The organism is Noviherbaspirillum sp. (genome assembly GCF_035254685.1).
Lineage (GTDB): Bacteria > Pseudomonadota > Gammaproteobacteria > Burkholderiales > Burkholderiaceae_D > Noviherbaspirillum.
In genome coordinates this window covers 77,261-89,029 of sequence record NZ_DATFAI010000052.1, presented here as the reverse complement: position 1 = coordinate 89,029, position 11,769 = coordinate 77,261, and the positions used below count along the sequence as shown (strand labels likewise).

Annotated in this window: 9 protein-coding genes and 1 pseudogene; 2 read left to right on the top strand and 8 right to left on the bottom strand. The window is 53.2% G+C overall.

Going from position 1 to position 11,769, the window contains the following annotated elements; translation table 11 throughout:
- Window positions 1-54: 54 nt before the first annotated feature.
- The 6 genes and pseudogenes from VJ698_RS22690 to VJ698_RS22665 form a co-directional block, all read right to left on the bottom strand.
- Complete coding sequence (locus VJ698_RS22690; protein ID WP_324105093.1) at window positions 55-996, bottom strand: lipid A deacylase LpxR family protein; 942 nt, start codon at window positions 994-996, stop codon at window positions 55-57.
- A gap of 7 nt (window positions 997-1,003) precedes the next feature.
- Window positions 1,004-1,801, bottom strand: a complete 798-nt coding sequence (locus tag VJ698_RS22685) for an alpha/beta hydrolase (protein WP_324105092.1) — start codon at window positions 1,799-1,801, stop codon at window positions 1,004-1,006.
- Window positions 1,802-1,890: 89 nt separating this feature from the next.
- Window positions 1,891-3,828 (bottom strand): annotated as a pseudogene (locus VJ698_RS22680) (DNA internalization-related competence protein ComEC/Rec2); the annotation flags it as partial.
- Window positions 3,829-4,069: 241 nt separating this feature from the next.
- The gene (locus VJ698_RS22675) at window positions 4,070-4,894 is read right to left on the bottom strand and encodes a hypothetical protein (protein WP_324105091.1); all 825 of its coding nucleotides are present in this window, start codon (window positions 4,892-4,894) and stop codon (window positions 4,070-4,072) included.
- Between the two features lie 41 nt (window positions 4,895-4,935).
- The gene (locus VJ698_RS22670; protein WP_324105090.1) at window positions 4,936-7,158 is read right to left on the bottom strand and encodes a hypothetical protein; all 2,223 of its coding nucleotides are present in this window, start codon (window positions 7,156-7,158) and stop codon (window positions 4,936-4,938) included.
- Between the two features lie 14 nt (window positions 7,159-7,172).
- Window positions 7,173-8,339: a metallohydrolase gene (locus VJ698_RS22665; protein WP_324105089.1), complete on the bottom strand. Its 1,167-nt coding sequence runs from the start codon at window positions 8,337-8,339 to the stop codon at window positions 7,173-7,175.
- Window positions 8,340-8,902: 563 nt separating this feature from the next.
- Here VJ698_RS22665 and VJ698_RS22660 point away from each other — a divergent pair.
- Entirely contained in the window at window positions 8,903-9,103 is a 201-nt protein-coding gene (locus tag VJ698_RS22660) for a hypothetical protein (protein ID WP_324105088.1), read from the top strand.
- A 363-nt stretch (window positions 9,104-9,466) separates the two neighbouring features.
- Here VJ698_RS22660 and VJ698_RS22655 read toward each other — a convergent pair whose 3' ends face one another.
- Window positions 9,467-10,624 carry a hypothetical protein gene (locus tag VJ698_RS22655; protein WP_324105087.1) on the bottom strand — a complete coding sequence of 386 codons (1,158 nt, stop codon included), beginning with the start codon at window positions 10,622-10,624 and terminating at the stop codon, window positions 9,467-9,469.
- Window positions 10,625-10,706: 82 nt separating this feature from the next.
- Window positions 10,707-11,306: a hypothetical protein gene (locus VJ698_RS22650; protein WP_324105086.1), complete on the bottom strand. Its 600-nt coding sequence runs from the start codon at window positions 11,304-11,306 to the stop codon at window positions 10,707-10,709.
- On the opposite strand from VJ698_RS22650, the gene VJ698_RS22645 reads away from it, so the two are divergent.
- Complete coding sequence (locus VJ698_RS22645) at window positions 11,300-11,692, top strand: hypothetical protein (protein WP_324105085.1); 393 nt, start codon at window positions 11,300-11,302, stop codon at window positions 11,690-11,692. The two genes, VJ698_RS22650 and VJ698_RS22645, sit on opposite strands and share 7 nt — an antisense overlap.
- Window positions 11,693-11,769: the final 77 nt, after the last annotated feature.

Genomic DNA, 11,769 nt, shown 5'->3' with positions numbered 1-11,769 from the left:
GTTTCCGGATTTTTATGCCCCCTTTCACGTCCCGCATTCGGAAAAACCGAATGATCACGGTGCGTATGAAAACTGCAGCCGAAGATAATTCTGTGCGCCGATCGAATTCGCCAGTTCCCGGATTTCGTTGCTACGCCGGACGATCGACATCCGCGCGCCGAAGGCACCGCGATTCCAGGCAACACCGGCCTCCGCTTCGCCGACGAAGCGCTTCGGGTCCACGGTATGGGGATTGTTCTTTGAAAAATACCCGCCCTGCAATGTTGCGTTGTAAGCGACCGCACGCGCATCGGCACGCAAAAATCCGTAAAACGCGGGCTTCCCCGGCAAAATGTTCAATTGCCCGGCGCGAGCCACGAATCCGGTACCGACATCGGTAAAGATGTTGCCAAAGCGACCGTTCAGGCTTGGGCTGATATCCGTGTTTGCCATGGGCGACCAACGCACCGGCGCGACTTCCGCATAAAGGACCACGCCGGGTTCGTTACGCATCTGCTTGCTCCATCCCTGCGGCTGGGGTTGACGCAGGATGCGATGGAGTGTCGTCTGCGTCCAGTCGCCGCCCGCGCAGGGGCCGAGGCAGCCGAGGTCGATGCCAAATCGTGTGCGCGTGCCGTCCGCACGCGACACCTCCCTGAAAAATCCGCCGTACAGCCATCCCGCATAGGGATGATCGGGCGGGCCGACCAACTGGGGCGGCAGCTTGATATCCGAAGCCGTGTACAGTTCCTGCCCGAACCTCCAGCCGAAGGTGGTCGCAGCGCCGGCCCGTTCCATCGTCTTCGTGTACGTATAACGCATGCCGCTCGTGTAAAACCCATCGTCCCTGTTCAGCAGGAGGGAGTCATTGTCAATGTCGACGACATGCGTGCTCCGGCCTTCGGCGCTGACGGTCCGATAATCGGCGAGCAACCCGTCCAGCGTCGCGGCACCTGCCGCCTTGCAGGCGGCAAGCAGGATGCAGCAGGCAAGGTTTCTGATGTGGGTATTGTGCATGGTGATCTCAGGAACGGGTCAGTGACTTGATCATCGCATGCACGGCATTGGCGGCTACTGCAGGCGACTCCATCGGAAACAGGTGGCCGCCAGGCACCAGGGTGAAATGCCTGCCGACCAGCCGGCGCGTCGCACCCAGCCCCGCCTGGCGGCACTCCACCGAATCCGCTCCGCCAACGAAACCAACCGGAACGGGGAAGCCGCGCCGCACCATCGCGCCCATGTCATGCGGCAGCGTCCGGTATACCCTCGTCTCGATCTCGCGCGTAAAACGCAGGGTGACGCCTTCCGGATGCGGCGCCAGGCCATGTTCGACGTAGTCGCGCAAAACCTCCGGCGGCCAGATGGCGAACATCGGCTTGGACGCGTAATGCGCGTAGGCAGCCTCGGAATCCGGCCACACATTACGGCGCCGCTCCGAAAACTGCGCCGGCGAAAACTTGTTATCGACCCCAAGACGTTTTGCCACGCGCAGCAAGACAGCTCGCCAACCCGCCACGACCGGGGAATCCAGCAGCACGACACAGCGGACGAGGTCGGGCCTTGCCTTGGCCGCCATCAGGCTGAGCATGCCGCCCATCGAATGGCCCACGAGGTTGACCGGCTCGCGATGACGCGCTGCCAATGCATCGATCAGCTCCTGTGCAAGTTCAAGCCAGCCATTAGTCACGGGGTAAGCGGGATCGTGCGCGTGCATGGCCAGCGCATCGACCTCGAAATGCTTCTTCAGGTGGTCGAAAAAGACGCGATAGGTCCCCGTCGGGAAACTGTTCGCGTGTACGAAATGGATGATGGAAGAGCTCATGTCGCGGCGCAATTGCCAGCGGCCCCTGCCGCCGGATTCGAAAAATTGATCCGCATTGTAATGCGAATACGGCTGTGGATGCGTACCGCCTATTCCACGGCGTCCTGGCGATCGTACCAATACCGCGCATGCGCGTCGCGATACTCCTCCACCTTCAGGCTCCGGCCGAAGTGCAAGGTGACAGCGCCGGCATCGTCGCTGCGAATGCGCCTGATCCCCAGCTGCCGATAGCGTTCAAACACCTCGGCTTTCGGATGACGATAGCGGTTCCGATAGCCGACCTGGAATAGCGCAATCTCCGGTTTGACCACATTGAGAAAGCGCGGCGTGGACGACGTGCCGCTGCCATGGTGCGGCGCGAGCAAAACCGTGGCGGGCAGTTGTTCGCGCTCATTCTCGATCAGGTCCGCCTCCTGCCCCGCCTCGATGTCGCCCGGCAACAGGATGGATTGCGCGCCGATGGTGACCTTCAGGGTGCAACTGCGGGCGTTCGGCTTCAGGCCCGCGATCTCATAACTTTCTGCGGCGGGATGCAGCATGTCGAAGCGGACGCCGTCCCATGTCCACTGCTGCCCTGCCTCGCACCGTTCCGGATTGCGGGCATGCGCCAGTGCCGTATGGCCCGAAGGGAGGGAAGTCGATACGGAGTCGACATCGATTTCGTCGAGTATGGAAGCAGCACCACCGGAATGGTCGTTGTCACTGTGGGACACGATCATCAGATCCAGTTTCGATATGCCACGCGCCTTCAGGTAGGGAAGGATGACACGGCTTCCGCCATCCGAGTCCGTGGAATAGGCAGGGCCGGTGTCATACAGCAGACGGCGATGCGGCGTTTCCACCAGCAGCGCCATGCCCTGCCCGATGTCGAACGCCGTCACCCACATTTCCCCTTTGCGCGGATGCGCCGCGACGTTCAGGAAAATAGGGAACAGACCGACAAGCCCAAGCCAGCGCGCAGGCCATCCCGCGGGCGCGAGCAGCCACAAGGTGCCGAGCAGCGCGGCGAGGAAAGCCCACCAGGCAGGGATGGGCGCTGTCCAGACGGCGAAGGAAAACCCGCTCATCCATTGCAGCGCGAGCGCCAGCCACTCCACGAGCAAGTGTGCCAATTCCAGCACCCATGCGGTCAGTGGTGCGGGAAGCACGCTGCCCAGCAGTGCGAGCGGCGTCACCAGAAGACTCACCAGCGGAATCGCAATCGCATTTGCAACAGGACTGATCAGCGATATCTGGCCGAACAACAGCACGGTCAGCGGCACCAGTCCGAGGGTGACCACGTACTGCGTTTGCGTCGCGCCGGCCAGCATTGCCAGCCACCTCTCCCGCCCCTCCAGACCCGCAACATGCTGGTGGGCGCGCCCCACGGATGCGTACAGGATGGTGGCCACCGCACCGAAGGACAGCCAGAAACCCGGCCACAGCACCGCCCACGGATCGAGCAAGACAACGATGGCGAGCGCAGCACACAGCACATGCGAAACGCGGGTTATGCGCCCGAACCAGAGCGCCGCAGCCACGACAGCGAGCATGTAGAGCGTGCGTTGCGCCGGCACGCCGAAGCCGGCCAGCAGCACATACAGCAAGGCGGTTGCGGCACCCGTCACGGCCGCGACTTTCTGTGCCGGCAGGAGTAGCGGCAACTGCGCTTGCGTGAAGAACGACCGGCGCCACAACGCAGCCGTAAGGGCCGCAAACAGGCCGGCGACCATGGTGATATGCAAACCGGAGATCGACACCAGGTGCCCGATGCCGGTCCGGTTGAATACCTTCCAGTCCGACTGGCCGATGGCGCGCTGATCGCCGATCACGAGGGCGACAATCACGCCTGCATATTCCTTGTCCGGCAAGGCTGCCACGATACGATCGCGCAGCCACGCGCGACATCGTTCGACAACATTGCCGAAGCCGGGCACGAACGCGTCGAGGCGTTCATTCTTCAGCGAGGCGCGACGATCCGGGCGTACATAGCCGGTAGCGCGGAGGTTTTGCTCCAGCAGCCACACTTCGTAATCGAAACCGTAGGGAGGTGTGAGTTTTCAACAAATGGACATCCATTTGCGCCGTGAAATCGATTCCCTGACAGATTTCACGTGTCCATCGAAATTAAAAAAAAATGGACAAATTCATGCGAACTGTCCATCTGATCTCAGTCGAAATAGGAATCCGGATACATTGGAGGTGGCGTAAGTTGCGTAACATGAGTTCACCAGATTCACCAGTTGACTACGAGAAGGAGTGCCCCCCGGCACCGTACTAAGATCCTTCCTATGCCGCTTTCTCCACTTCTTTCGATGCTTTCGTTGTTCTCTTTTTTGGAATTGGCTTAGTCATTCCTTCACATGACTGCAGCAACCTTTCCGAATATGCCAGCGATGCTTTATCTACGCTTTCGAGATTTATGGAAAATATCCAAAGCAGTAATGCAGCGAGTGAAAACAAAATCGAGAACGTATGGGGAAATGTAAGGCCGCTTATCTTGTCTAACTGAAAATATGGGGCCTTGGCGGAAATCACGCCGGTCCAAATTAAGGCAATAATTAGGCAAGCCAGTGCTATACAGATGGCAACCGGTTTGATACCAAGGGCATTTCTGTGAAAGCCGTATGCAATGTTCTCTTTGAATAAATGGGCGTATTTTTTCGTATCCCGAGTCTGCTCCTTGAGCCAGTTCACGCCTGAACGGTATAAATTGTCGGCCTCAAGTGGGTCATTTTTCTCTTCCTCGGGAGATGGAAACTTTTTATTGATTCCAGCAGCCATAACCTGGTGATAGCGTTCCTTCGTAACCGGATCATTAATCACTTCCAAATTGGAATAGCGCAGGTAAATAAAAGTAGGCGAACCACCCCATCGCGCCCATTGTTTCTTTTGTATCGATATGCCGGCATTTCGCGCTACCCGGGCCAACCAGAACAAACAGCCGCAGCTAGCCGGTATCGTAATGAGTGCCGAGCCTAAGGTTGCCTTTTCCCCGTAGACGCATACGATCAGAACAAAGGCAGGCACCAGCGCCAGCAATGCAGGAAATAGCCTTGCCCTCAGATCGTAAGGATCGACTAATTTGTAGAATTTTTCGAAATTAATATTCATATCTGACTGTTAAACTCAAGCGGACCACATCCACAATGACGTCACTTGCGAATGACTGCACTATATCCATCAGGCCGATGTATCAATAGGACTGCGGCTTCCTTTAACTTTCCTTGCAACGAATCAGCTGTATCAATATCGATTAAAGATGGTCCAAAAGCGCCGATATGGCTATGCCAGGTGCCTAGGCACCATAGCACCCCTTTGCCAGACATTTCGTATTGCCTAATTCGTTCTGTTAATCCTTCAGTCCCCAGTATGAATTGCGCTGGAGTTCGTTTGCTGTCTCGCGGAGCTTCAATCACATCAGTGATAAATACCTCTCTTGTCAGTGCTGAAATTCTTCCGACGATGACGCCGCCGGTTTCAACCTTTTGATAACGATTGACTTCTTCCGCAATTTTCCGATGTGCCGCGTCCAGCACTCTGACTGACCATCCGCCCGTATCGGTAAGGTTCGCCAGTCTTGTTTTGCCGACTTCAAAATGGTGCCAAAGAATGGACATTCCGTCCTGAAGCACTCGCGCAACCGATAACTTTCCATCTGGCGGAACACCCTCCTGATGCATTGTCAACAAGGCCTGGCCAATACCGCTCGCAATCAGGGAAATACGAGCATCGGACATAGGCAAGGTTACAGAATTGCATCCAACGCCAATACGAAGCAGATTGGTATTGGTATTGTCTGGAACCGTCAATAATTCGGATTGCCTGAGTACTTCATATGCCATTGAGATAAGGTCAACAGTAGAAGGATTTCTTTCGCTTCCTTCTATTGACATTACCCCAATTTCTCCCAAATTCATGGCACAACCTTCGACCACCCTTGCGCTGATATCGCTGCTCGCAAGGTACTGGCGCACTACTGTAGATCCAGTTGTATTTACCACGATGCTATTGGGCGAATCTAGGGCTAGTTTCGCATTTTGATCCTGCATAGGCAGATCCTGCACTTTACCTTCATAGGTGAAGGGATGGGAGCCTGTATATTGAGCGACCAGTTGCGCAACTTGAATGGTTTTTGATTCAAGCGTCATGGCATTCAACGGATGCAGAACATGCCGTGCTGAATTATGCGCAGCGAAGTAGGTGTCATCAACGATAAGTCTTGTTTGATAACCCGCCCTTGCTGTATGCAGAATGATCTTGGATCCGAGACTTCCGCAACCGACATGAGTCACAATGAGTCCTTGATCCGTTTCCTTGAGCCCAGAGGTTCGTCTTAATAATGAAGCAGATACAGGTTCGATCATGGTGACCGTTGAGGCAGGCATCATTGAATTGGAATCGATTTCCTCAGGGATGCGTGGATCTAATCGATATGCCAGTAATTCATAGTCAGTCATCATCCCGAGTAATCGCATTGGTCGTTTGACAGCCAAGGCAATATATATGGGAAGATGTCCCCTCAAAGGTAGATCTTTTGCTGCTTGATTGAAATACTTTATGAACAGCGCCAACGCTTGTTCACATTTATATTCACGAGATCGATTCAGCAGGTCGGCATATGTACGCACCGAATCCGGACGATACTCATCGATTGCGGGGCAATTTCCATCGTAATCAGCCTCTGGCCAGCATATCGCCAGTAATGTCTTGCCTGCCGCAGTATCCCTTCGATATTCAAATTTTTCGCATATGCTACGTAGATCCATTCCGTAAAAGACGGATTTCACCCTGACGTTTTCTGCATTTCCATATGACTCCCTTTTTGAACGACTCCAGACAATGCTGGCATCATAAATTTGAAGTCCACCTCGCTTAGGCCTGTGTTTTGCTATGGCTTCCGTATCAAGCATCAGCAAATCAACATTCCTGTACCGACGCGTCGGCTCCCAGCCGTCCTTGTTTTTAACCAAGGTGTTTTCGGCTGCATCATCCAGCCAGTTGACAATCTGCTCGACCAAACGCAATACACCATCCGAATGCAGCAGCTCCAATATACTGTCACTGAAAACGCAAGGCGGAACCCTATCTCCCGCTCGATGTGCATTGATATGCGGCAGGCTGGAATTGAAATCAGGCCGCAATGTAGGAATGGGGGCCGTCTTGGGGAAATCAGCAGGGAATAAGATTTCGACTTCTTCTTCCGGTCGAACTCCAGTCGGGCTGGCGCCGTTTGCCCGCCAGGTAGAAGGAAGGTTAGTATCAAAAACTGCAGCGGCTATTGTGCTTTTGCCGTCTGCAGCCTCGCGCACTTCTACACTACGTATCCGAGGATGCGACTTGATAACTTCAATGGCATCTTGGATATAAATATTCATGGCTATCCTCAGGGTTAGCCATGGCTTAACGGCTGAGACCCAATGATACCGCCGCCTACGACTGCTCCAGCGTCGCTTGATCGCGTTTTCACTTTTTTCAGACCGCCCTCGGATACTTCAAATCGCAGCAGGTCTGGATTGGCCGATGACGGATAAGTAGCCGTGTTCCAGAATTCGCCCTTCACTTTCGTATCGTTGATGATCGATTCATATTCCTCCTTGGCGCGAATGCAAGGAGGATCATTATCGTCATCTTTTATCGCCTTAGAACTGGCCACGATCGTGGCACCTGCCAAGGCTTGGCCGATAGCATTGCGTGCGTCTTGGCTTACAACCGCTTTTCTCCGGAGTTCGCTCCAGCTATCCCAGGATAATGTATGCCACGAGCAATGGTGTGGAGTCATCAGCAAGTTATATTGCAGGACTTTGACATTCCCTTTATGGGCTTTCCACAATTTTTCCCAGATTGCGACCTCTGCATCTCCTCCTGACAAGAATTTAACGGCCTCGGGTTCCCGCCCATAGCCAATTGCATAATTCATAATTACGCTTGACTCGTTCTTGCTCAATACTTCTTCTTCGTCCTCGTCGTTCGATTTCAGCGGCGCCAAAAGAAGTGCTTTGAAATTGCTTTGCTGTTCACCACAGACCGTGCTTACGGATGATCCGGTTTTGAGGACGATGGCTGGAATGTCGTCCGTTTTGCCATCCACGTCTTCGCCCAGAATCAGGATTCGATTGCCATCTGCGCCAATTGTCTTTTTTTCTTTATGCAGGTTCACGCGTCGCCGAGCTTCTTTATTCCACGCCTGCGCGTCGTCGGATAATGTATGGTCCTTCTTGCTCGAGCGCCTAAATACCAAAGGGGAAGACCACATTTCCCGAATAATGATCTTTTTTGGATTATCTTTGTCGCAATAATCTTCAATCGGACCAACATGGAAATGCTCCTGGAATCCACGGCAATGGTCTTGATCAGGATGACTCAACACCATCACATCGACATATGGCCGATCATTAGCATCCGTCTTTAATTCTTTCCTTAATTTCGTTGCAACATCAACAATGTCATCGTTGGCTTGCCGGATATTGATGTCGAGGAGAATACGACGCTCGCTTTCCAATTTAATAAGAGTCATATCACCGTTATCAACTGGGAAGAAAATTATCTCGGGTTTCATGATATGCCTTTATCAAAAAGTTAAATTTTGGAAAGTTTCTACAGACTTAAGAAAATCGTTCTATTAAATAGTTCCTTACGGGAACTATATATAGGGGAATTTTTTCAAAAATCACTATTAGCGCCCCATTTTTTCATTCGGGAAATATTTAGCACTCCCGCCTACTGAGTGCCAATTTTAGTCAAGTATCCATTTCTTTCAAGCACAAAATTGAATAAAACCTATATATTTATACAGGTCTTTTAGTATCTAGTTTGCAACTACGGAGAGGAAACAGGGGACGCTTTAATTTGCTTGCAAAGTTAGGGGCGTATAGGCGCGAATTTCCGGGAGCACATTAACCACTCCGGATTTGGATGAGATTCTAGAACGAGGGACCGGCGCCCGGCATTATCCTCGGAGGCGGACAGCGGGTACTATTGTTGAAAGTCTTTCCACTCACAATCTAATTGTGGTGCGAAGCATAATTCAGTTTTGTTTCACATGAGCAGCACTACGTAGTGGCGGCGAATTTTACGAGGTGGAGCTGTGCTGAAGCAGAACTTAGCGTAAATGGGAGTGGTATGCCAAAGAAATCACGTAACAAGAAAGCCAAGAAGCATTCTGCGAATATTGTGACCAAAGGCAGCTTCTCATTGAGAAAGCGAAAGCGTTACACCATGAGCGAACTCTTGAAGGGGATGAATGATAAGTCCGCAGAGGAACTGAGACGTCATGGTGATGCAGTGCTATCAGGCGGGCCGGTTGGAGATGAGCTTGCTTGAAAATTTACCTCAAAAATCACAACGAACATGTCAATTTAAATTGCCGTCGTCAAAATAGCTCAATTTGCTCACATTTTCGGTCAATTTAGCGACGCGGTGAATTCCGTGTGATATTTGAAGTAAGAGGCGAAGCACAAAATGTAGTACCTAAGACTTTATCTTCCAGCCATTGTCAGATTTGATCGAATATCAAACCTAGCCGGCCCGGCTTAGACGCAGGAGCAGACGGTGGATGGGATGCGTCGAATGCCTGCGTTAGACTGATTGCTGTCGCTCGAAGGCCGAGCATCTCAGAGCGGACGCGACCCTTGCCTTCGGCGAGTCGGAGGCGAACGGGTAACATTAGAGATAACCTGTTAGCTTTCACTCGGGCCACCCTGCGGGAAGGCCGTAGATTGAACCGAGATCGATACCGGGTATTTGCACTAGCTCCTCTCCCTCGACTCGTCTTGTGGGAACTCTCTGGAGGCGCTCTGGCGGAGAAATGTTTGCCCAGGGATTCACGTACAGAGTACTTCGGCGATTCGCAAGAGTGTACGGAGTCAAGTCATTGAAGAACCACACCGCCGAGACGCGGCGATTCTGCGGGCCATGGGGGCCACGCCATGCACCGTTCGGTCGGCGGCGGAGGCCACTCCTTTCCGGTTGACCAATTACTTCGGCCCAATACTCCTCACCGTACAAGGCTTGAACTTCATCGATCTCGTCGAGATGAAAGATGTCCGCATTCACAGCGATGACGAACGGCTTTGTCAGTTCTCCGTAGCGATTCGCCTTCTTCTTCACCGCGTCGCGAAGTGGCTCCCATGCGTTCACCCACCTGGCTCCATCTCCTAAGGCCCCAATGAGCCGGGCAATCTTTCCCCGACGCTCTGCAGCAAGCGGGATTGCTCTCAGCGTCACTTCCCACGCCTCATGCGTCCACGTCATGGTCGGCATTGCATCCAAGCCGTGAGAAACCAAGCGCTCTCGAAGAGGATCCGGCTCGAGCGTACCTAGCCAAGCGTGAACGTCACGAGCAAGCATCTTTCCGGATGGTTGCGACGCGGGATCTCCTTCACTCTCCACATCAACCACGAAAGCATTATGCGGCGTCTCATTGAGGTACCCGAGTGCCGTTTCCTTCATCGCTTCGGCGGCAGGGCTTTTCCCATCTCGCTCCGACGCAAGCACCGCCTCCAGAACGAACTCGCTCCCATCGGCGTCCGTGACCAAAAAGTCGGGGCGCTTAGGTACGCCTGTACCTAGATCAGGATGAGAAGAAAGGCGGTAACCAAGCCGGATTAATGCTTCGTGAAGAAAGACCTCGAAGGTCGCTGAGCGGAAGTGGGTTTCGTTCTCCGACCGAAGACGCGCCACAAGTTCGTCACGCTCCGCTACTGGGTAGCGACTAAGCGCCTCCGAAAGAAAGGTACGAACTCGATCTATCGGCGGATGAGCCGATCGATCCAAGAAGCGAAAACTGGATTCTCCCGCGTGCTTCGGTGCGGTGTTCGTTCGTTCGATATCAGAGAATGGCATGATGGCTAACGTTCGCTAGGTCCAGCAGCCGCAAGGTGGCGAATCCGGCTTGCGGCTGCCCGCTCGCTAGAGGGATTCGGATTCATGCGCCGCCACCGATCAAGCTAGCGATCGCAGACGTGATTGACGCAATGTTTGAAACGTGCGGAAGTGCTCTCAGCAGTACAGTCACAACGGATTTCTTCGGATTTCCAGAGCGAAAAGCACTATCGACCTCATCGATGATTTCGTGGGCCTCTGCCTTCTCAGGACTTGAAAGGCTCGACTGATCGATCTCCTTTCTTAAGGCTTCAACGTATTGAATTGCCCGCGCATCAATCTGTATAGTGTTGGTCGAGTTGTCGATTGAGTTCTGGTTAATGCGTGCGTTGTTGCCAGTAATGTTATAGGTGATGCTTTGAACGGCGCTTCTTGCCTCCGGTAGGCCTAATTTATGGACCTCCATTTGGTAGTGTGCCTTGATCCCGTGAAAAGCTTCGTGAAATCCTGGATCAATCACTCTATAGGTCTCCTCCGCGCCGTTGGACATCCTGCGAATAATGAGGTCCTGCGGCTCAACTAGGATGTCATTCGCGTCCATGAAGACTTTACTTCGCTGAACGCTAGCCTTCAGTCCGGTCTTTTTGGTGCCATCGCACTTCAGCAAGTCGATTGTGTCATTCATCAAGTCGGCAAATGGCATTGCACTTCCTTTCATTGTTGTTGGTGATGATGTGCCACTGGTGGAACTTTACTGTTCAATTAACAGGACAACTGCCGCCATTACGCGAGGCGGCGAACCGCTGTGCACGGCAACGGAACGTACGCAAAGTAGTGCCAACTCGGGGATTGCCTACGATTTATAAAACCGGGAAATACGGCAGCAGAGTTGATGATAGAGCCGGAATATCGTGCCACGGAGAAATTATCAAAGCAATCCCGAATCCATGGTACTACGACAGTTTTGTTTTGACGGACTGCAGCATGTCGATTGAAATGCCTGGTCGTCCGTTCTCGCTGCACCGTTGGCGTTCACACATTCCGGCCGACCGGCAGCATAGGATAGCAAAGCAGAACTTCTTAATCTGACACTTCCTGTCAGATCAAGTCGGAACTACTACACATAAAAAGCACCCTAAATTGCGGCGCTTTTTGTATGCTACGGC

What these genes read in the sequence shown, in the direction of transcription:
- VJ698_RS22690 (WP_324105093.1), bottom strand. Translation starts at nt 996, where the DNA reads ATGCACAATACCCACATCAGAAACCTTGCCTGCTGCATCCTGCTTGCC.
- VJ698_RS22685 (WP_324105092.1), bottom strand. Translation starts at nt 1,801, where the DNA reads ATGAGCTCTTCCATCATCCATTTCGTACACGCGAACAGTTTCCCGACG.
- VJ698_RS22675 (WP_324105091.1), bottom strand. Translation starts at nt 4,894, where the DNA reads ATGAATATTAATTTCGAAAAATTCTACAAATTAGTCGATCCTTACGAT.
- VJ698_RS22670 (WP_324105090.1), bottom strand. Translation starts at nt 7,158, where the DNA reads ATGAATATTTATATCCAAGATGCCATTGAAGTTATCAAGTCGCATCCT.
- VJ698_RS22665 (WP_324105089.1), bottom strand. Translation starts at nt 8,339, where the DNA reads ATGAAACCCGAGATAATTTTCTTCCCAGTTGATAACGGTGATATGACT.
- VJ698_RS22660 (WP_324105088.1), top strand. Translation starts at nt 8,903, where the DNA reads ATGCCAAAGAAATCACGTAACAAGAAAGCCAAGAAGCATTCTGCGAAT.
- VJ698_RS22655 (WP_324105087.1), bottom strand. Translation starts at nt 10,624, where the DNA reads ATGCCATTCTCTGATATCGAACGAACGAACACCGCACCGAAGCACGCG.
- VJ698_RS22645 (WP_324105085.1), top strand. Translation starts at nt 11,300, where the DNA reads ATGGCATTGCACTTCCTTTCATTGTTGTTGGTGATGATGTGCCACTGG.
- VJ698_RS22650 (WP_324105086.1), bottom strand. Translation starts at nt 11,306, where the DNA reads ATGCCATTTGCCGACTTGATGAATGACACAATCGACTTGCTGAAGTGC.